This is a genomic window from Vibrio sp. UCD-FRSSP16_30, from assembly GCF_001676025.1.
GTDB lineage: Bacteria > Pseudomonadota > Gammaproteobacteria > Enterobacterales > Vibrionaceae > Vibrio.
Genome location: NZ_LZFW01000005.1, coordinates 96,068 through 118,239, shown reverse-complemented (window position 1 = coordinate 118,239; position 22,172 = coordinate 96,068). Strand labels below are relative to the sequence as shown.

The window sequence follows — 22,172 nt, the reverse complement described above, 5'->3', positions numbered from 1 at the left end:
TGACCTACTGAGCTACCATCAATGAACACTTCTACTGATTGTGCGGCAGGGTCAATGCTACCTAACGTAAACGTTGGATTAGTGTCCTTGGTCAAATTATCTGTGTCAGTCCCTGCCGTGTTCGCGCCGGCACTGTCTGAGCCATTGGTCAAATCCACTACAGGTTTTGAAATGGTCGTATCAAGATGCGCGGTTGCACTGCCATCTTTGTGGTTCCCTGCCGCATCCGTTGCTGTCAACGTAACAGTTAGGTCGCCATCGGTAAGACTAGTAAGATCGACATCGGTAAGGCTAAAGTGACCTGTTTGATGATCTACATTGCCATTGAGCGTAGCAAGCTGCTGTGGTGTTAATACCACTTGCTTATGAGCGCTATCAGTAATGACAACCTCTGTTACCTTCGTAGTGCTATCGATGACAATATCCGTCAACTCACCCGATAACGTGGCATGGGCTTGCTCGGTAGTATTAATGGAATCGCTGTGATTCCCATCGGTCAGAGTCACTTTTGGTGCTTCGATGGAAGCATCAATGTGCGTAATCAATGGCTGACTGTCTTTTGAGTGGTTCCCTGCGGTATCTATCGCACTGGCAGTAAAGCTGTGGTCCCCATCAGGCAGCGGTTTTGATGGCGTAAAGCTAAAGTCACCGGTTTTATCCGCTGTGACAGTGGCAATCACCGCGCCATTATCTTTAATGGTAACGATAGCATTAGGCTCTGCACTGCCCGTGATTGGTGGTGTATTATCCGAGTTATGCGCTGGGTTCGCCAGTCCATTGAGCGTAGGCACTGCCGTTGTCGTATCTAACTGAATATGAACCGTTGTTTGAGGTGAGGGATTCCCTGCTTTATCCGTTGAATGTATCGCAACACTCAAGTCACCATCAATAAGTTGTGAGGCGGCGCCTGATACACCATTGGCTTTGGTTAAATCCACATTCAGCTCAAAGGTGCCATTGGGATTAACTGTAACGGCTGAGGTGTCAACCGTCACTGCATTCCCTTTACTGTCCGTCACCACTACACTATCAAGGTGCGCTCCCGCTTCAATCTGACCTGAAATGTGTGCTTTGCTCTGCTCGTCATGATTAATTACGGCGTCATGATGAGCGTCTGTCGTAGCCGTACCATCGGTGATGGCAACGGTGGCGTCGGTATGTGTGTCAACGGTTACCGTCAATGCATCAGACGTACTGGTGTTACCTGCCTTGTCGGTCACCTTCGCTGTGACATCATGTGATGCATCTGAAAGTGGGTTCGTAGGGTCCACCTGAATGTGCCACTGACTACCAGTGTTAGTAGCCTGACCTACTGAGCTACCATCAATGAACACTTCTACTGATTGTGCGTCAGGGTCAATGCTACCTAACGTAAACGTTGGATTAGTGTCCTTGGTCAAATTATCTGTGTCAGTCCCTGCCGTGTTCGCGCCGGCACTGTCTGAGCCATTGATCAAATCCACTACAGGTTTTGAAATGGTCGTATCAAGATGCGCGGTTGCACTGCCATCTTTGTGGTTCCCTGCCGCATCCGTTGCTGTCAACGTAACAGTTAGGTCGCCATCGGTAAGACTAGTAAGATCGACATCGGTAAGGCTAAAGTGACCTGTTTGATGATCTACATTGCCATTGAGCGTAGCAAGCTGCTGTGGTGTTAATACCACTTGCTTATGAGCGCTATCAGTAATGACAACCTCTGTTACCTTCGTGGTGCTATCGATGACAATATCCGTCAACTCACCCGATAACGTGGCATGGGCTTGCTCAGTAGCATTGATGGAATCGCTGTGATTAGCATCCGTAAGAGTTACTTTTGGTGCAAGAATATCGACATCAGCTTTCGCTGCTGTGCCTGCACCTGCAAGTGATGTATTTCCTGCCGCATCCGTCACGGTTGCACTGACTGACTCGCCAGGAATGACCTCAACATTAAATCCAGATTTTATATCGGTGTCGGTCAATGTATGGGTTTGCGCTTGTCCACTACCAACGGTGTACGTCAGTACGTCACCAGATTTTGCATCCGTGTCTGGGGTAATGATGGCTGTTACTGTGCCATCCGTACCCACTTCTTTTGCGTTATAAATGCCATCTTTACCGGCTGATTCAAAGTCAACTTTTGGCGCATTCGCCCCAAGATCGGCTGTCGCTGCTGTGCCTGCACCTGCCGGTGATGTATTTCCTGCCGCATCCGTCACGGTTGCACTGACTGACTCGCCAGGGTGTACTTCTACATTAAATCCTGAGTGTAAGTCGGTGTCGGTCAATGTATGGGTTTGTGTTTGACCATTGCCAACGGTGTACGTCAGTACGTCACCAGATTGTGCATCCGTAGCTGGGGTAATGGTGGCTGTTACTGTGCCATCCGTACCCACTTCTTGTGCATTATAAATACCATCTGAACCTGCTTTTTCAAATTTAACCGATGGTTTTAATATACTTGTATCAAGATGCGCGGTTGCACTGCCATCTTTGTGGTTCCCTGCCGCATCCGTTGCTGTCAACGTAACAGTTAGGTCGCCATCGGTAAGACTAGTAAGATCTACATCGGTAAGGCTAAAGTGACCTGTTTGATGATCTACATTGCCATTGAGCATAGCAAGCTGCTGTGGTGTTAATACCACTTGCTTATGAGTGCTATCAGTAATGACAACCTCTGTTACCTTCGTGGTGCTATCGATGACAATATCCGTCAACTCACCCGATAACGTGGCATGGGCTTGCTCAGTAGCATTAATGGAATCGCTGTGATTCCCATCGGTCAGAGTCACTTTTGGTGCTTCGATGGAAGCATCAATGTGCGTAATCAATGGCTGACTGTCTTTTGAGTGGTTCCCTGCGGTATCTACTGCACTGGCAGTAAAGCTATGGTCCCCATCAGGCAGCGGTTTTGCTGGCGTAAAGCTAAAGTCACCGGTTTTATTCGCTGTGACAGTGGCAATCACCGCGCCATTATCTTTAATGGTAACGATAGCATTAGGCTCTGCACTGCCCGTGATTGGTGGTGTATTATCCGAGTTATGCGCTGGGTTCGCCAGTCCATTGAGCGTAGGCACTGCCGTTGTGGTATCTAACTGAATATGAGCTGAAGTCGCATCTGTACTATTACCCGCGATATCCGTTGAATGTATTGCAACACTCAGATCACCATCCACAAGCTGTGAAGCGGCGCCCGACTCACCATTGGCTTTGGTTAAATCGACATTAAGCTCAAAAGTGCCATTGGGATTAACGGTAACCGCAGAGGTATCAACCGTTACCGCATTCCCTTTACTGTCTGTCACCACTAAGCTGTCAAGATGCGCGCCCGCTTCAATGGTACCTGTAATGTGCGCATGACTTTGCTCGTCATGATTAATTACGGCGTCATGGTGAGCGTCTGTCGTTGCCGTACCATCGGTGATGGCAACGGTGGCGTCGGTATGTGTGTCAACGGTTACCGTCAATGCATCAGACGTACTGGTGTTACCTGCCTTGTCGGTCACCTTCGCTGTGACATCATGTGATGCCTCTGAAAGTGGGTTCGCAGGGTCCACCTGAATGTGCCACTGACCACCAGTGTTAGTAGCCTGACCTACTGAGCTACCATCAATGAACACTTCTACTGATTGTGCGTCAGGGTCAATGCTACCTAACGTAAACGTTGGATTAGTGTCCTTGGTCAAATTATCTGTGTCAGTCCCTGCCGTGTTCGCGCCGGCACTGTCTGAGCCATTGGTCAAATCCACTACAGGTTTTGAAATGGTCGTATCAAGATGCGCGGTTGCACTGCCATCTTTGTGGTTCCCTGCCGCATCCGTTGCTGTCAACGTAACAGTTAGGTCGCCATCGGTAAGACTGGTAAGATCGACATCGGTAAGGTTAAAGTGACCTGTTTGATGATCTACATTGCCATTGAGCGTAGCAAGCTGCTGTGGTGTTAATACCACTTGCTTATGAGCGCTATCAGTAATGACAACCTCTGTTACCTTCGTAGTGCTATCGATGACAATATCCGTCAACTCACCCGATAACGTGGCATGGGCTTGCTCGGTAGCATTGATGGAATCGCTGTGATTCCCATCGGTCAGAGTCACTTTTGGTGCTTCGATGGAAGCATCAATGTGCGTAATCAATGGCTGACTGTCTTTTGAATGGTTCCCTGCGGTATCTATCGCACTGGCAGTAAAGCTGTGGTCCCCATCAGGCAGCGGTTTTGATGGCGTAAAGCTAAAGTCACCGGTTTTATCCGCTGTGACAGTGGCAATCACCGCGCCATTATCTTTAATGGTAACGATAGCATTAGGCTCTGCACTGCCCGTGATTGGCGGCGTATTGTTCGAGTTATGCGTTGGGTTGGCCAGTCCATTGAGCGTAGGTACTGCCGTTGTGGTATCTAACTGAATATGAGCTGAAGTCGCATCTGTACTATTACCCGCGATATCCGTTGAATGTATTGCAACACTCAAATCACCATCCACAAGCTGTGAAGCGGCGCCCGACTCACCATTTGCTTTGGTTAATTCCACATTCAACTCAAAAGAGCCATCGCTTTTAACCTTAACGTGAGAAGTATCAACGGTTACGCTATGACCTTGACTGTCCGTTACCACTAGGCTATCAAGATGTGCGCCTGCTTCAATGGTACCTGTAATATGAGCTTTGCTTTGCTCTACGTTATTAATAACCCCGTCAAGATTCGCTCCATCTGTTATTACAACACTTGCCACTGTGTGTTGATCAACCACAACAGGTAAACCCGTCACTGTTTGACCATCATGTCCCGATGGATCTGTAACTTTAGCACCTAGATTATGAGTATCCCCCCCTGTAGAAATGGATGAGCCTAAATCTACTTGGATTTCAAAATGACCCTTGCCATCGGTGTAGCCAGAGCCGACTACCTTGCCTGTGCCATCGGTGATATCAACATGGGAGAATGGAATATCGGTATGACCGACCACCGTTGGGGTCGCGTTAAAGGTAATACCGTCGGTATTGCTTGAGCCTGTATCTGTTGCTGACGTTAAACCTGTTAGCGTCACCGTTGGTTGTGCCGGAGATTGAGTTGGCACTGTTGGCGCCGTATTACTCACATTCGTTGGCGTTGGAACTGTAGTGGTGACCGTTGGTTGACCGCCAGTCGTTGATGGCTTGCTAAGCGTTGCAGTGGGTTCGAAAGTAATGAACTTAGTATCTACCCCACCATGATGATCATCGGTGCTCACCTCAAAGGTATCTTGACCTGAGTAAGTGTATGTTTTTGCGTCATAGCTCATGCCTTGATGGATAGCATCAGCATGTAAGGTGTAGTGATAATCACCTGTTTTTGGATCTAAGCTCAGATCACCAAAGGTGCCTGTAGCGATAACCATCTGGCCAGAAGCTGCGCCCGTTTTCACCCCATAAGTGTGCGAATCTTTGCTGTCCACATCGGCTGTTTGTAATGTGCCTGCAATGTGCGTGGTTTGCGCCACAGATAAGACAGGTTTGTCATTGGTCCCGAGGATCGTAACAGTCAGATCGCCAGTATTGGTGTTACCTGCCACATCCGTCACTGTGTACGGTGTATGATCGGTGATCTTCTCACCTTCCGCTAAATGCTGAGCGGCTTTGTTATCTAACTGATACGTGTAATGACCATTTTGATCAAGATGGAACTTGCCATGCTGACCTTGAATATCACCCGCCGTAACCACATCACCGTGTTCGGCATGAGGAATAAGCTCCCCCGCGGCTGATGGTTGATGATCTTCCGTCACCGTATTCGTTGCATCTGGTGCATTCACTGACTGATCAATCACTACCGGTAAATCCGTAGTGGTATGGCTATCATGGCCCGATGGGTCTGTGACTTTAGCACTTAGATGATGCGTATCCCCCCCAAAAGAAGTAGGTTTAGCTAAATCAATTGCGATTTCAAAGTGCCCATTGGCATCGGTATAACCTGAACCCACCACCTTGCCGACACCATCTGTGATATCAACGTATGAATAAGGAATATCAGTATGGCCGACTACCGTTGGCTTAGAGTTAGAGGTAATGCCGTCGGTATTGCTTGAACCTGTATCAGTATTTGGTGTTAAACCCGTTAACGTCACCGTTGGTTGCGCTGGGGTTAAAGTGGGGGTAATTAACGCGGAGGTACTTACGCCAGTTATTGTTGGCACTGTTGTGGTAACGGTAGGGTGACCACCAGCAGAAGTTGGAGCCGTGATTGTTGCTGTTGGATCAAAAGTAATGAACTTAGTATCTACTCCACCATGATGATCATCGGTGCTCACCTCAAAGGTATCATGCCCCGTATAGGTGTGTGTTTTTGCATTGTAATTCATACCTTGATGGATGGCATCGGCATGCAAGGTATAGTGATAATCACCGGTTTTAGGATCTAAAGTTAAATCCCCAAATGTGCCTTTAGCGACGACCGATTGACCTGATGTAGTACCACCTGAGATACCATAAGTATGAGTGTCCGTAGTATCTATGTCTGCCGTATTTAATGTACCTGCTGTATGATCATTTTGTACTACTGATAGCACTGGGACATCATTAATACCCGAAATGGTTACAACAACATCGTGAGAAGTACCGCCATCTTTTGATGTCACCGCAAATGTTTCTGAGAATGACTCACCAACACCAAGCTGCTGAATTGCTTTATCACTATCTAAAACAGAAAATGACCAATGCCCATCCTCATCCATGGTAAACTCACCATGCTGGGCTGAGACATTTAACGGACGAAAGAATGCATCATCATGGTCTGAATCAGTAATATTAAATTGACCTTTTGTATGCAGATTTCCAGCCTGAACATCAGTATCTTCAATGACATGACCAACACCAGCCCCAGAAATAATCGCTTTGTCTTCAGTGCCTCGAATCACAATCGTAATATCATGATTCCAACCACTATTACTTGAGGCAGGAACAACTTCAGTTAGGGTCTCCCCTAGCTTCAATGCCTGAATTCGTGGATCGAGATCATTGGCAGAATACTGCCAGTGGCCTTGCTTATCTAGTTGGAAATGACCATATACGCCTTGAAGATCAGAGTCATTAAACCCTTTTAAGCTAGTCGCACTTTCAACAAGTACACCACTTGCAACCAACTGGCCAGCTTGTACCGCAACATCTTCGGTAACAACAGCCGCAGTATCTCCAGAAATAATTGAAATACCGGCACCACTTTTAACCATGGTAAAAGAGTGACCAACAGCATGCCCATCAACCATCTGATGAACTAAAATGGGTGCAGAGCCACTAACAAGAGTGGGACCTACTGAGAAAACCTGAAATACCCCATTAGAATGCACTTCAACAACACCATGTGGAGTCACAACTTGAGAATGTTGGAATTGTGTGTGATCGCTATTATTCTGAGGTACTACCTTGCCGATAAAGACAGGAGCTGCCACATCATGCTGCGTTAGCACTGGATGACTGATATGCTCAGTTGATTGCGCTGCCGGCAACTCACTCTGTGGATTTTGAACCGATGCGCGTGCAGTGTGCGAATGAGATACCGACTGAGCAGCAACAATATCAACAACCGGCCTTCCCAGTTCATTCTCTTGTACACGAAACTCTGACGCTTTTAACTTCTCTGCTTGTTTCTGTTGCTGTTTCGCTTTAGAGATAGTTTTGTCTTGTGGTGTTTTTGTAGTCTTAGACATTTTTTTCTTTCCTTATCTCTCGCCAAACGCGCCAGTAACATTGGTAAATACGGGTTTCCATAAATATTCAAAAACAGTTTTTTTGCCCGTAATAATGTCGGCCTCACCTGTCATACCTGGAATCGTTTTCAAATCTGTTGAACCCTTTGTAAAATAGGGCTTTTCGATAGCTATTTTCACTTTGTAATAAACTCCACCACGCTCATCTTGATCCGTGGTTGGGGAAATATGCGTAACAATGCCAAGCAATGTGCCGTATCGGCTATAATCGAAGGCATCAATTTTAATTCTCGCAACATCACCTACTCGAACAAAACCAACATCGCGTGGGGATAATTTAGTTTCCATTAAGCCTTGTTTGGTCATAGGGACAATGACAGCAACAGTGCCACCGGGTTTAACTACACTCCCTACCGACTTACTAGGAATAGACTGGATGACACCATCGACAGGTGTTCTCACCGTATCAGCCTTCACCTCATTGGTATTTTTTCTTAATCTGGCTTGAGCTTGGATTAATTCAGTTTGAACTTCGGTTCGTTTTTCAGATACTTCGGCAACTAACTCTGCTTTTTTTTGTAGTGACTGTTGCTGAAGATGAACTAAGGTTTTATTGAGTACGTCATGCTTCCCTTTCAGTACTTTTACCTGACGTAGTAGTGATTCATATTTCTGTTTGGTATCAAGGCGTTGCACCTCTGACACCGCATCACCCACCCCAGGCTGGCTCATCATGTCGAGTTCATCTTTTGACGATTTAAGCTGAGAGCGTAGTACTGGCTCTTCTTGCAATAAGCCCGATACCTCTGCCTGAGTTTTAGCAATTTCTGCCGCTGTTACTCGAATAATGGCATCTCGTTTTTTGTTCATATCATTCAGCGCATCTAAATGGCTTGATATCAACTTGCTATATTTACTATCGAATTTGCTGAAATCTGGGGTAGTGCCACGCATAAAGGCATCAAAACGCAGCAATTTCATTTCTAAATTGGCTTTTTTTGCTTCAAGTTCTTCTTTGGTCGATACGCTGACCACAGAAGAAAAATGAACCAAACTTTCACCTTTTGAGACCACTCCGCCTTCTTGTGCATCTACTGAGAAAATCGTACCGCCATGCTCAGACTGGATAACTCGCTTATGCCCTAGGGGAACAATTTGACCTTTACTCTTAGAGATTTCTTCAACCTCAGCTTGAGTAGACCACAACACCAATCCGGCGATAGATACACAAATAAACAATGCAACCCAACGAATGATGCGGCGATCTCTAGAGGATTCGATGGTGTTTGAAAATTCGTGCTCTGGCCAGTCACGGTTTGAATTGCTCATATGTACCTCATTAATTGTAATATTTGTTTCATCACTAGCATCTAAAGACGCTAACCTGAAACTGGCCCGCTATATGCGATGGTTCCTTTATCCATAACGATGACTTGATCTACATGCTCTAAAATTGATTGATCATGTGTAGAGAAAATGACGGTTTTACTTCCTTTCGCGCTATCTAAAAACTTAGAGAACGCAGCTTTGACGACTGGATTACCACTTGAAATAGGTTCATCCATTAAAATGAAATTAGAGTCACTAATAATCACTCTAGCCAAAGCGATGGCTTCAACCTCAAGTGACGACATCATGATATTGCACGCATCAAATAGATCTTGATTGATGTCCCCACCCACAATATCAAGAAGAGGCTGAGCACCCGCTTGGATTAAGGCATTTAAAATATCTGCGTCTGTCGCATCTGCTTTAACCGCTCTTATATTTTGAGCCAAAGATCCTTCCACTAAATTCGTTTCTGCAGGCGCATAAGAGCACCACCCCCTAAAGACACTTGGATCGTATTGACGAATGTTGCTTTCATTCACCGAAACAAACCCAGCTTGAGGTTCTATCACCCCAAGGGCTGTTAATAACAAGGTGCTTTTACCACAACCATTTGGTCCAATAACGGCGACAATCGAACCATTCTCAATACTGCTTTCAACATTACTAAGTGCTGGAGAACCTTCGGCTGAATATCGAAAAGTCACACCTTTAAATAATAGTTTTGGTGCTTGTTGAATATTGGGAATATCCAACCGCAATTCATTATTCTCAGTGGGAACACTTAAGAATCCATCAAATTGCTTAATCGCACTTTGTATCATGGTGAATTTAAGTGAAGAAGAAAACGCCATTGATGCCGGGCCGGTAATTCGCCAAATAAGCATGACACAAGCGATTAGCGCTCCTGACGTGATTGACTGATTAAGTACTAAAAAAATACCGACAAAAATGGTAGTTAATCCTGTTGCCATCGCCATAAATTGACTAACGGCTGCAAACAAGCCATTACGTTTCGCAAACAAAAAGTTCTGTCTGGCATTTTCTCGATTAACGCGGTGCAAGTTAGTAATCCAACCACTCGCACTCCCTCCCGATTTCAAGAAAAGAATATTTCTTGATAATTCAGTTACTGCATCTTGATGCTCATTGTAAATTAAGGGTAACGCTGCATTAGTATATTTAGTCAGTAGTAACGATATAATATAATTAAGCACCAACATACATATTGGCACTAATACTAACCACCCCGCCAACAGTGCAATAACAACTAACACTATGACGACAAACGGTAAATCAAGCATACTGCCACCAACGGTACCAGCTAATATAGAGCGTACTCGTTCGGTGTTTTTCATACGATTGATATGATTGGTAATACCAACTCGGCTTAATAGCATCAGCGGTATATAACACAATCTATAGAAAGTTATATTGGCAATTTCACGAACAAACTCAGTAACTGTTTTAGATAATATATATCCACGTAGCAGCCTTGCCCCAACATAAATAAATAGTGCAATAACAGCCCCAACTGCAATTTGAGGTAATACCATGACTAAATGTGAGCCAATAACCTTGTCATATACTGTCATGGTAAATAAAGGAATGGATAATCCAGTAATAGTCGACATCAAAGTCAAAATCAAAACAGGCCAATACCACTTACGGCGTTGATTTAATTCTTTTAAATATGTTCGAATATTTATTTGACGACTAGGAAGCGTTTCTAAAACTATAATATGAGAAAAACTTTGAATCTCTTCAAAGCTTATTTCTTCCCAGGTATTTGAACCAACAAGATTAATCTCGTATCTCTTCCCTCTATGACGGAATAGAGATGCTTGGTACTCGTTTTCTGAATCTTTTTCAGCCGTTCGAATACCAATAAAAGGATGATAGCTCTCTTCAAGTTGATTTCTATGAGCCTTATTAACCGTAAAAGTAATATTAAACTTCTTTAATTGCTCAGATAAATCTACAGGCGTCATACGCTCGAGAGTGGGGTTTCTTGTCAGGTTTCTCGCCTGAGCATTCATCCCGACTTGTTTAAGAAGCGCAATAGAGGTGCGCTTTAACGTATCAAAGTGTTCACTATTTTTATTCATTACAAACCACCTTGAGACAAATCAAAATGACCTATCCCATCAGTATCTATGCTAAGTACACCATCAAAATGATCATCAAGTGGCGTTGCATAACTAGAGATCAAAATTGTACGCTTTGATTTTTGCGAGATAAGATAGTGAGTCAGTTTTTCTGACGATGTAATATCAAGAGACAAAAATGGTTGCTCTAACGCAATAATGGTAGCCTCTTGAACAAATGCACGAACCAAGGCAATAAGTTTAATTACCCCTTTATTAAACGAATCCGTGCCACTTTCATTAATCCGCGTTTGGTATCCAGAAGATAATTCAGCCAACATTGTGGTGATACCTAACTCATCGGCAATCTCCATCGCTTTATTTTCTAGAGCAGGAGTAAACATGGTCATATTTTCCAGAACCGTACCTGAGAATAAGGTTGGCCATGCACTAGAGAGCACGACGGATTCACGAAATTGTTCATAGTTGTAATCATAAAGATTCGTGCCCCCTATTTTGACTGAACCTTGACGAGGTGGCTCCAGTCCAGCAACTAAGGACAATACCTCAGAAGCAAAAAATAGAGCATTGGAAGTCACCTTAATAAGGCCGTTTTTAGGAAGCGTGATATCTTTGAATACTAATACTTTACTAACCACATCCATCTCAACATCATCAAAATGAATCTCTTCAGCCTCAAGCTTATCTTCAATTTTCACCTTATTGGCAAACTGAACTTCGGGTAAATCAATAAGATCTTGGACTTCTTTCTTAGCAACTTGAGCTGCCGCAACTCGCGTATAGAGACCAATCAATGAGCTTAATGGTGCGACTGCACGGCCAGCTAAAATAGAGCATGCAGTCAATCCACCGACAGTCATCTCTCCATAAATAACCATAACTGAGCCAAGGAATATAATCGCAAGTGTTGTGAATTGAGAGGCGCCACCGATGCACTCTTGTAAGCGAATAGACAGCCAGTCGACTTGCTTCTGCTGCTGTTGAATACGATAGTTAGTACGGCGAAATTGATTAAAAAGTGTTGTTTCTTGAGCCGTAGCTTTAATCGCCGTTAACCCAGAAAAAACCTTAATAAAAATACGAGATCGTTGACTTTCAGTTAATGAAAGATCATGGGTAAGCCTTGTTAGCTTGCGGCCTAACACGAGAATCATGACACCCACAGCAAGCCATACCATCACTGGAACCCAAATAAGCTTTCCACCGATGAAATAAACAAGCCAAAAAAACAATGCAGCAAAAGGCAAATCCACCAACGCTAATAGCGCTTGCCCTGAATACATATCACGAATATTGGATATTGCAGAAACACCATTAAATACACGTCCAACATTCATTTTCGCAATGTTTTGATAATTCCCCTTAAATAATGAGGATATAACATCTTTAGCTGTATGCAGTTCAAAATTAGCACCTGATGCAGCTAATAACCAACTACGAAAATAACGTAAAATAGCTTCTAAAGTAATAGCGATAAGCACGCCAACAAATAATATAGTGGCTGTATCATAACTTTGATTAGGTAAAATACGATCGTAGGTATGCAACATTGAAAATGGCATAGCCAAAGATAATATATTGATAAACAATGAGATTATTATTAATATATAAGTATTGCTTCCACCAAAGAAAAGCTTAAATTTTTTATTTTTCACTCTTTATCCAATATAGTGGAATTAAAATAGTGAAATATTTTAGTGCTTCTACCTCTTATTAACAAGTGTAATGCCCCGACCTATCACCCCATAATTAAAAACTTACTTATCAAAAATAAGACCCTAAATTGAACTGTCTTACTGTATGATAAATACACAAGCGCTTGATACAAAAACCTTTATTTTTCAGTGCGTAAATCAACCCCAGCACGTTATGCATACTGGCATTAAGTAATACAAAATACCAGATTAATCAATATTTTATAGCATTTGTTTTTATAAACTTATTAGCATAATTTGTTGTTGGCTATCATATGTCTAATCTAATGTTTATGAGTATTTAAAAGAACAGGCGCGTCAACCTGCTTAATAATTACTATTATTTAGATTATGAAATCTTGAACGAATATTATGAAAAAACCATTAGCAATATTGATCGGACTGTTCTTCCTCTCTACCTCAAGCATTACTCAAGCAACAAACTTATCTGAAGTCTATAACCAAGCTAAACAAAAAGACATTAAGTTACAAACAACAAAAGCACAGCGTGATGCTGCTTTTTCTAATGTAGACGCACAACGTTCCCCCTTACTTCCTCAAATTAATTTAGTTGGTAAAGCTGAAGCTTTGGTTCAAGATCACCAGGGTGGAGAATATACAAATGGCAATCATCCTGTTCAAGACTACGAAGAAGGTTACACGACGAGTGCGCGCCTTGTTCTAGAACAAGAGTTATATCAACGCTCTAGTTGGGTCAATCTTGCCATAGCTGAAAAACAAGCCCGTCAAGCCGATGCTGTCTATGCCGCTTCCCAACAAGACTTAATATATCGCACCACTGATGCCTATTTCGCCGTTTTGCGTGCTCAAGATAAATTGGAATCTGTGCGTCAAGAAAAACAAGCCGTTGCAAATCAACTTGATCAGGTAAAGAAAAGACACCGAGCAGGGTTATCTGCCAATGCAGACATACACGATGCCGAAGCACAATATGATGGTGTTGTTGCAGAAGAAGTGATTGCTGAAAATAGTCTAATCAATAGCTATGAGAAACTACGCCAAATCACTGATGAAAAATATCAAGATATCGACACTCTTAATCTTAAGCGTTTTTCAGCAGCACGCTCTACGGCTAGTGAAGAAGAATTGGTTCAAAAAGCTCATAAGCAAAATCTAGAATTACTTGCGGCCCGTATAGAAAAAGATGTAGCCAAAGACAACATTGCAGCCAATCAGTCTAAACATCTCCCTTCTCTCAATCTCAATGCTTCCTACGGCAATGAAGACTACAAAAATGCTTGGGGACGATCCAGTATTGACCACTCGCATGGCAATGAATTAAATGCCGGATTAACGTTAACAGTACCCATCTATTCTGGTGGTAAAACGACCGCCAAATCAGAGCAAGCCGAGGCTGATTTCGTCGCATCTAGTAAAAAGCTAGAAGGTGAGTACCGTACCGTAGATAGTGAAATTCGTGCATACCATAATAATGTGAATGCAGCCTATGGCACTTTAAAAGCATACGAGCATTATATTGAATCAGCTCATGCCGCACTTAAAGCAACCTTGGCTGGATTCAAAGTTGGAACACGTACTATAGTGGACGTCCTCAACTCGAATCGTCGAGTATTTGAAGCTGAACGCAACTTGGCGAATGCTCGTTACGACTACATCCTCAGTGGCCTGCATGTCAAACTCGTTACAGGCTCTCTTACAGAGCAGGATATTTTAGATATCAATCAAGGATTAACAAAACCTCAGCACACTGTGGGTAATAAACAATCGTAGGCTAAGGTTTTTATAAGGAGGTAGAGTCCAACAACATACCTCCGCTATCTATTCTCAATTTATCTAAAGGGATAAATCATCTTTAGAGTTAAACTAAAAAAGCAGCCCGAAGGCTGCTTTAAAGGTATTAAGTTATCAACTTAATTAGTCATGAGTAACATCAATAACTGTGAATGTTACAGAAGCGTATGCTGGAGACTCTGTTCCTGATTTGTTTTGATTATATAGACCTGCTTTGAAGTACATATAATCAGAGGAGTAGAAGTCATCAATTGTAATAGCGTCTGTATCTGTTGAGTTATTAATTAACTGCTTAGAACGAGTTTTAGTATAAGCAATTGAATCGGCAGTAGTATAAGTGTAGCCGTCATGCCATACAGTAACTTTTAGTTGGTCACCTGTTAGGTCAATCTCGTAGCTCCACTCATCGCCTAGTGCAATACCATTTTCTGGTTCAACTGGGTCACCACTTGCGTCTTGGTCAGTATCATTCTTATCCGTGAAACCAATAATGTTGATACGGTCACCTGGGTCGCCACTTGAATCATCTACAGTAAAGAATACCGAACCTTTGTCATGCTCAGGCAGTTTACGGTAGTAGATTTTCACTGGCTCATGATCTTCACCGTGGATTTGACCAACGATGATACGACCAATTTGATCTTCACTATCAGCATCAACCGATACGGTATTAACAACTAGCGTAGCTTTCATGTTGCCATCAACACCACCAACTTTATCTTGGTTCGATGATGATGCTTCACTTGTTACCCAGTTATTTTTAGTTAAACCAGTAACGTTTGCATCGCCGCCATCAGTGTATCGTGTGATAAGTTCACGTAGCTCAGAACGTGGGTAGCTTGAGCCACCTGAACTGCCTGCTTCGTTAGCAACTTGGAAGGTTACACAACCATTTTCAAATGTAATTTCTTCTTCGCCGTCAGCACCCAGTGTTTTGTTATCAACTAAGTCTTGAATGTCTTCAACGTCGTTCATTGATACGCCGTCACCAACCGTGTAACCCCAGATAGACATGTCAATGTTACAGCTACCTACAACTACATCATCACCTGAACCTGAATCGCCGCCACCGGTACCCGAATCATCGCCTGAACCTGAGTCACCTTCACCAGAGCCAGAGTCGTCACCGCCACCTGTGTCAGAATCATCTTCTGTACCATCACAACCATAAACTTGTGTTTCGATGATACTGTTCCAGCTAGAGCCTGCAGAGTTACCAGAGCCCGTAATACGTACATAACGTGCATCACTGTCTTCGACATCGATATCTTCATAACTTGAGTCTGCACCCGATGAAATGCCACCAGCTAATACATTTGTCCAAGTGCTGTTATCTGTTGATGTATCAATTTCGAAGTAAGAACTACGCTGATTACCTTTGTACCACTGAATAGCAACATCAGTAACCGATGCTTCAGCACCTAAATCAAATGTAATCGACTTGCCAACACCGTTTGAAGACCAGCGAGAGTCATCAGTTGTATTATTATCGTACGCATTTTCTGGACCATGACCGTCATTGGTACCGTCATCAAATCCGTCAACAATGGTCAATTCATTGCTTGTAGAACAACTGCCCACAGCGCCTGTATCACCAGAATCTGCATCAGAACCCGAATCATCACCAGAGCCTGAATCGCCATCAGATCCTGAACCAGAATCATCACCAGCGCCTGAGTCGGCATCAGAATCTGAGCTTACTAAAGTGAAATCATCGAAGCGACCTTCGTCGCCATTATAGCCACCATAGATAGTAACTGATGTTGCTGAGCCTGAATTGAATGAAAGAGTGACCTCTTCAAAGTCGTCACCGCCACCAGTGCTGCTGTATGTTTCTCCAGCAACATCTACGCCGATTTCACCCGAACCTTTAATATAAGCACTTAATAAATAAGTAGTATTTGCATCAACGGATAACACCTGCTCAACTTTACCAGCAGAACCTGTGATCTTTGCTGATGCTGAACCTGTGTTAGCGTCTCCAGAAATGGCAGAAGGATCAGTGTCAGCCCATCCATCAAAACTACTTTCAAAACTTGAGTTTTCAATCGAAACAGTTGCGGCATGAACAGCAGGTAATGTTCCAACAGATAAAGCGGCAGCAACAACAGCTGCAATATAGTTACGTTTTGTCTTAAGTATCATAATAATGATATCCCTAAAGATTATTATCTCATGAAGATTTTTTACGACTCAACAACCTTCAATCCCTATCAAACAGACTCATGATGTTTATATTCTTATAATACAAGTTCATTTTCTGTAGGAATTAGAATTGACCAGAAGCGACCACTTCGCAACAAAAAAGCAACCTTAAAATAAGAACTAAGATGCTTATCACAATAAAAATGACACGAAACAGCAACATTTTAATATTGCACACAAGCAGATCACACTTTAAAGCTCTGCTTAAAAGCTTCGAACATGCTGATAAAAAACATAAAGTTCTGATAAAACACGCAATAACCCGCTTTAGATCACACGAGCTATGATGCATTCAAATTGAATCGGTAAAATAGATGGTCAATATACAATCAAGGGGAAAGGTGTCACTTAACATTAATTTATGTACACAAAGGTAACAGTTATCTTATTAATGAGATCTCGAACTAAAGCGTAATTAAATACAACTCACCCGTTAAACGTTCAATTAAAGATAAAAACATAAAACCTGTGAGTATTTGATAAGGAATACTCAGGATACATTCGGTTACAAAGTTCTTTGCTGTATTCACTTATAGTGACCTCATTGAAGTTTGAGACAGAAAAAAGGTTTTATTATGAAAAAATTATGTTTAGTTGCTGCGGCACTTTTACTTTCACAATCAGCTCTAGCAGATGCAGGTAACACATACATTCGCAACGGTAATGTTTACTCTCACCAAGGACAAGCATTCGTCGGTGGCGGTCTAGTTACTGCCAGCAAATTCTATAAAGGCCAAAAACATCAAGTTAGTGCTTACCTTAACGGCGGTTACCACGGTGAAGACTTTAACGCTGACCTAACCGGTGTTAACTATCGTTTCCTAGGTAACAACGACGATGTTCTTAACATGGGTGTTTACGCCGTTCTAAACCCAGGTTTTGATGCGGATGATGCGACTATTCTAAAAGGAATGAAAGACCGTAACCCTAGTGGTGACCTAGGTTTAAGTGCTGATGTACACCTTGGTCAAGGCACTCTTTCTGGTAAATTCCAACAAGATGTGACTGGCGCATACGAAGGCTTCCAATCAGACATCACTTATTACCACCCAATGAACTTAGGCTTTGCAGATCTAGTACCTTTCGCTGGTGTTCACTACTACAGTGAAGACTTTGTAAACTACTACGGTGGCGTTTCACAATCTGATGCAACAGCAGGTCGTCCTGCCTATAAAGCAGACGGCGCGTTTGCTTATAAAGTGGGTTACAACCTAATTATTCCTGTAACTGACCACCTTGATATTACTCAAGCAACTGGCTACTCATACCTAAGCAAAGACTTAGCTGATTCTCCATTGATTGATAGCCAAAACCAATGGGCTACCACTCTAGGCGTGAACTACGCATTCTAATTAGACAAAGGTAATCAATAATGAAAAGCCAGAGAATGAAATTATTTAGAAACGTATCACTCATCACCGTATTGGCATTTATGCTTACGGCGTGCGCCACACCTTACGGCACCAAAAAGAGTTTTTGGACATTTGGTAAAGGGTTTGAAACCACCCAAATTGCATCGGATAGTTGGCAGATTAGTTTTGTCGGTAATAGCTACACTGACCGCTCAAAACTTCGTAAATACATTATGTATAAGTCAGCGGAGCTTTGCCACCAAGCAAACTACCCTTACTTTACCTACACAACAGAGCTGACTAATCGTGACTCTGTAGGTCAAGTTGGTGTCGGTCATACAATGAGTAATGACTTCGTGATAGGCACATCCTCTTCTTTAAGAGAAGGATCGAGCGTTGTTGAAGTAACGGGATTAGCCAGTAAGCCGAGCAGTTCGACAAATAGAGTTTATGACACTGAGTTTATTCTTAATCATTTAAAAGTAGATAACTAATTTCATTTCTCTGACTGACCATTAAGCGCCTTGTTTTTAACAAGGCGCTTTTATTTTATCTCTTTGGCAGGTGTAAAACTCAATCTCATACTTGCCCCGCCAAGATCTTTAGAGCGATGAATCGAAAGTTCCGAGCCCATCCACACTCCAATACGATCAACAATCGCAAGCCCCATACCATGACCTGCATTGTCGCGGCTTTGCTGACCACGAACAAACGGTTTAATCACTTGCTCTACTTCTTGATCTGCCACACCTTGACCATCATCATCGACACTTAATTCAATCACCCCTTGCTGTAACGTCAGCTGTAATCGAATTTTAGAACGCCCAAAACGCTCAGCATTACTTAATAGATTGCCTAACTGAAGTGATAGATATTTAGGATCGCTATTCACCACTAATGGTTGAGAATAAGGAATAAATTCAATTTCATGTGAATATAGGGTGCTCTTAGTTAGCTTATCTTCTAGCCAACTATTCAGCTCAATAGGCTCTAGGTTAGGCTGGATATTAGCCTGATCTAATCTCGCATAATTAAGCAAGGTCGAGACTAATTCTTCCATTGCATCTAAATCACGATTTAAACGGCTAAAGTATTTTAATCTTAATGTTTCATTGTCCGTTTCTTCAATTGCCTCAATACCAAAGCGCAGTCGAGCAATCGGTGTTTTTAGGTCATGGGAGACAGCCCGGCTTAGCAGCTTGTTGTCGTCAATAAGTTGCTGAATACGATCGGCCATTCGATTAAATTCTGTTTCGATTTCGGCGATATAAGAGGACCGATTAATAGTGATTCTTTGCTGCAATTCACCTGAGCCAAAGGATTTAGTCACTTTACTTAAATTAAGTAATTGTTTTATTAATGGAGAAACCCACAGCAATAAAATAAGCACAATTCCTGCATAAAATAAAAGCGTATATAGCTTATTTAAATCGGGACCGACTTGTGGATTAGGCACTAGTTGAGTTTGAATATGCAGTACTTTCCCAGTGTCGGGCAGTCGATAATTAAAGGACAGCCCTTCATCGGACTCAAGTAACAGCTGACCTTCAGATTCAAACTGAATTTTTAAAGACGAAGGGAGTGGAAACTGGCTTTCATCGATTAAAGACAGTTGCTCATCATTGTGTTTATTCCAACTGTCTATCCATTGTGGCAAATCAACATGCTGATCATCCAAAGAGCGAGCAAGCTTTGTACCGGCTAATTGCAATGCTTGAATTCGTTCTCGGTTTACTTCGGAACTAGAATGAGTCTCGTGCTGACTAGCATATTCACTAATAGACCAACCAAGTGTCACAATCGAGGCAAGAACCACCACCACCAGCGAGATAATTAACTTTCTCATACTCAGAACTCTTACTGATTAATCATCATCACGACAGAAAAGGTAACCCTGTCCACGAATGGTTTTGATTTTATATGGCTGCTGTGGCGCTTCTTGTAGCTTTTTTCTTAATCGAGAGATACGAATATCAATCGAACGATCAAATCCATCATATTCAATGCCTCGCAACTCTGTGATCAGATCAGTACGAGCCACAATGGAACCTGCATGAGAGGCCAAAGCCCAAAATGCATCAAATTCGTTAGCATTAAGATCTAAGGTATGTGAATCAATCATGACTGATTTAGCCGTCGCATTAAGGACTAAAGAACCAAATTGCAGTACTTGTTTAGGTTTTTCATCAGTAGAGCGGCGCAGTAATGCTTTAATATGTGCCAGCATGACCTTGGGGCGAATCGGCTTAGTTAGATAGTCATCGGCCCCAACTTCCAAACCTCGTATTTCATCACCATCTTCAACACAGGCAGTCATAAAGAGTATTGGACCGAAGTAAAACTCCCTTGCCTCTTTGCACACATCAAAACCATTTTTCACTGGCAACATGACATCCAATAAAACAAGATCGGGAGTTTCTTCTTCTATCATCTCTAGGGCAAAGTCACCTTGGCTTGCCACTGTCACGCTATAATCATGATCCAGTAAGTAGTCACCAATCCATTCTGCTAATGACGTATCGTCTTCGACAACTAATATGTGCTGTTTATTGGTCAAAATAATCTCCACCCTGACTGAGACTGCTTAGGTGCTTTGTATACCCAGGTTACTTCCACTTTTACTTCAGCTAATAGATCGGTTGTACTTTGATCGATTAAAATAAACTTCGTGGTTTTGCTGCCTTTAAAGCTATATTCAAATTGCTGTACAACATGCCCACTCCAGCAAGTAACTGTTTTTTTACTATCATGTTGCAGCAGACAATATCGACCTTCGTCGGGCGTTTTCCACTGAAAAGTGACGTTTTGATAACAGTCCTGTCCTTTGTGCAACGCAACACATTGCTTAGGGGTTGCCGTAAATTCAATTAAGGCATCTTTTGCAAAGGCAAAACTAGGTTTAATAATCAGTAATAACAGACAGCATAATATTTTATTCATGATGCCACCTAGAACACATAGCTGACTGAAACGTTAAATAACGAATTGTAATCAGCTTGGCTAAATGGGCTATCTGTAATCTCATCGGAGAGTGCGGTTATGCGGTAGGTTGAACGAAAAACCACGTTCTGACTAATTGGGTAAGCCGCTCCTAGCTCAAAGCTGTAGCTAAAGGCATCATCTGGTTCATATTGATGAAACTGAGTTGTTGCCTCTTCACTGCTTACGCCATAGACATTTCGCACCAGTTTACTCGACGAATATATAACGCTACCTAATGCGTGTAAGTCCCAATTTTTCACCTGCCAAGATTTACCTAGCCGTGCCGTACTTTGGAAACCCATATTGTCTTTATAATCGCTTACCGCGCGAAGTTGAAAGACATAATTATCACCCCAATAACGAGTTGCTCTTAGTCCTGCGCCTATAAAATAATCCTCATCACCCATTAAATAAGCATCGCGTTGTTCTTCATTTAACTGGCTAAGATCGACATCATCATCCGATTTTTTCCACACGCCTGTAATATTTGCAGCAAGAAAATCAATAGACCAATGCTCTGAGTTCCAAAAATTGTACCCCAAATTCACCCCATCTTGGGATAGGTGAACCATTTCGACAAAAGCCCCTTTATATTGATACACACCACTAAGAAGCAGTAATGGGCTAATATCTTTATGCTCTGTTTCACGAATATCAATTTGATTGGTCACCAGTAAACTGCCACCAATTTCAAAATATCCACCATCTTCATGGCGACCACCAACATCATTTGATATATCCGTAGCAAAGGCTGATGCCGACAGAAAAAGACTGCTGAATCCAAGCGCTATTAATGGCAAGCGAGCAAAACGGTGCAATCGACTTAATAGGTCAAACTTCATAGCAAGATGAGGCCCCACTGGTATGTTTATATATGATTTTCTTACAGATAAAACCATTATGACTTACGCACTAACATGAGTCTATTTTATCCAATTAATGCTGATTATATTCTATCGGTCAATAGTGCCCTCACTACAGTAGTTAAGCCCGCTCCCACTGCATCATTTGTATGGTTTTTAAAAAATTAATAATTAATCAAAGTCACTTTTAACTAATCAATATTTTAGC

At 42.5% G+C, this 22,172-nt stretch carries 12 protein-coding genes; 3 read left to right on the top strand and 9 right to left on the bottom strand.

The window, feature by feature from the left end; translation table 11 throughout:
* From A9260_RS04710 to A9260_RS04695, 4 genes are all read right to left on the bottom strand, one after another.
* Positions 1–7,658 (bottom strand): Ig-like domain-containing protein (locus A9260_RS04710; protein WP_156684001.1); only part of this gene is annotated, 7,658 nt, incomplete at its 3' end.
* 12 nt (positions 7,659–7,670) lie between these two features.
* On the bottom strand, positions 7,671–8,987 hold the full coding sequence (locus tag A9260_RS04705) for an HlyD family type I secretion periplasmic adaptor subunit (RefSeq protein ID WP_068696700.1): 1,317 nt from the start codon (positions 8,985–8,987) through the stop codon (positions 7,671–7,673).
* Between the two features lie 50 nt (positions 8,988–9,037).
* A complete protein-coding gene (locus tag A9260_RS04700; protein WP_068696698.1) occupies positions 9,038–11,095 on the bottom strand; it encodes an ATP-binding cassette domain-containing protein in 2,058 nt (685 codons plus the stop codon).
* Complete coding sequence (locus A9260_RS04695; RefSeq protein WP_082957056.1) at positions 11,095–12,750, bottom strand: ABC transporter transmembrane domain-containing protein; 1,656 nt, start codon at positions 12,748–12,750, stop codon at positions 11,095–11,097. Before A9260_RS04695 ends, A9260_RS04700 begins: the two co-directional genes overlap by 1 nt.
* 411 nt (positions 12,751–13,161) lie before the next feature.
* Here A9260_RS04695 and A9260_RS04690 point away from each other — a divergent pair, with 411 nt between their 5' ends.
* Entirely contained in the window at positions 13,162–14,541 is a 1,380-nt protein-coding gene (locus A9260_RS04690; RefSeq protein WP_068696696.1) for a TolC family outer membrane protein, read from the top strand.
* 144 nt (positions 14,542–14,685) lie between these two features.
* Here the strand turns inward: A9260_RS04690 and A9260_RS04685 are convergent, their stop codons facing one another.
* A complete protein-coding gene (locus A9260_RS04685; protein ID WP_068696694.1) occupies positions 14,686–16,707 on the bottom strand; it encodes a polysaccharide lyase family 7 protein in 2,022 nt (673 codons plus the stop codon).
* Positions 16,708–17,342: 635 nt separating this feature from the next.
* Between A9260_RS04685 and ompV the strand changes: the two genes are divergently transcribed.
* Both ompV and A9260_RS04675 read left to right on the top strand, forming a co-directional pair.
* Entirely contained in the window at positions 17,343–18,119 is a 777-nt protein-coding gene (gene ompV, locus A9260_RS04680) for an outer membrane protein OmpV (protein ID WP_068696692.1), read from the top strand.
* A gap of 20 nt (positions 18,120–18,139) precedes the next feature.
* Complete coding sequence (locus A9260_RS04675) at positions 18,140–18,613, top strand: CC0125/CC1285 family lipoprotein (RefSeq protein ID WP_197485247.1); 474 nt, start codon at positions 18,140–18,142, stop codon at positions 18,611–18,613.
* 50 nt (positions 18,614–18,663) lie between these two features.
* Here the strand turns inward: A9260_RS04675 and A9260_RS04670 are convergent, their stop codons facing one another.
* From A9260_RS04670 to A9260_RS04655, 4 genes are read right to left on the bottom strand one after another with little or no spacing between them, the layout of a single operon-like run.
* Positions 18,664–19,965, bottom strand: a complete 1,302-nt coding sequence (locus A9260_RS04670; protein ID WP_068696690.1) for an ATP-binding protein — start codon at positions 19,963–19,965, stop codon at positions 18,664–18,666.
* Positions 19,966–19,983: 18 nt separating this feature from the next.
* Positions 19,984–20,676 carry a response regulator gene (locus A9260_RS04665; RefSeq protein ID WP_068696688.1) on the bottom strand — a complete coding sequence of 231 codons (693 nt, stop codon included), beginning with the start codon at positions 20,674–20,676 and terminating at the stop codon, positions 19,984–19,986.
* Entirely contained in the window at positions 20,673–21,059 is a 387-nt protein-coding gene (locus tag A9260_RS04660) for a DUF3019 domain-containing protein (protein WP_068696686.1), read from the bottom strand. The genes A9260_RS04665 and A9260_RS04660 overlap by 4 nt, the downstream gene beginning before the upstream one ends.
* An 8-nt stretch (positions 21,060–21,067) precedes the next feature.
* The gene (locus A9260_RS04655; protein ID WP_082957055.1) at positions 21,068–21,943 is read right to left on the bottom strand and encodes a MipA/OmpV family protein; all 876 of its coding nucleotides are present in this window, start codon (positions 21,941–21,943) and stop codon (positions 21,068–21,070) included.
* Positions 21,944–22,172 lie beyond the last annotated feature (229 nt).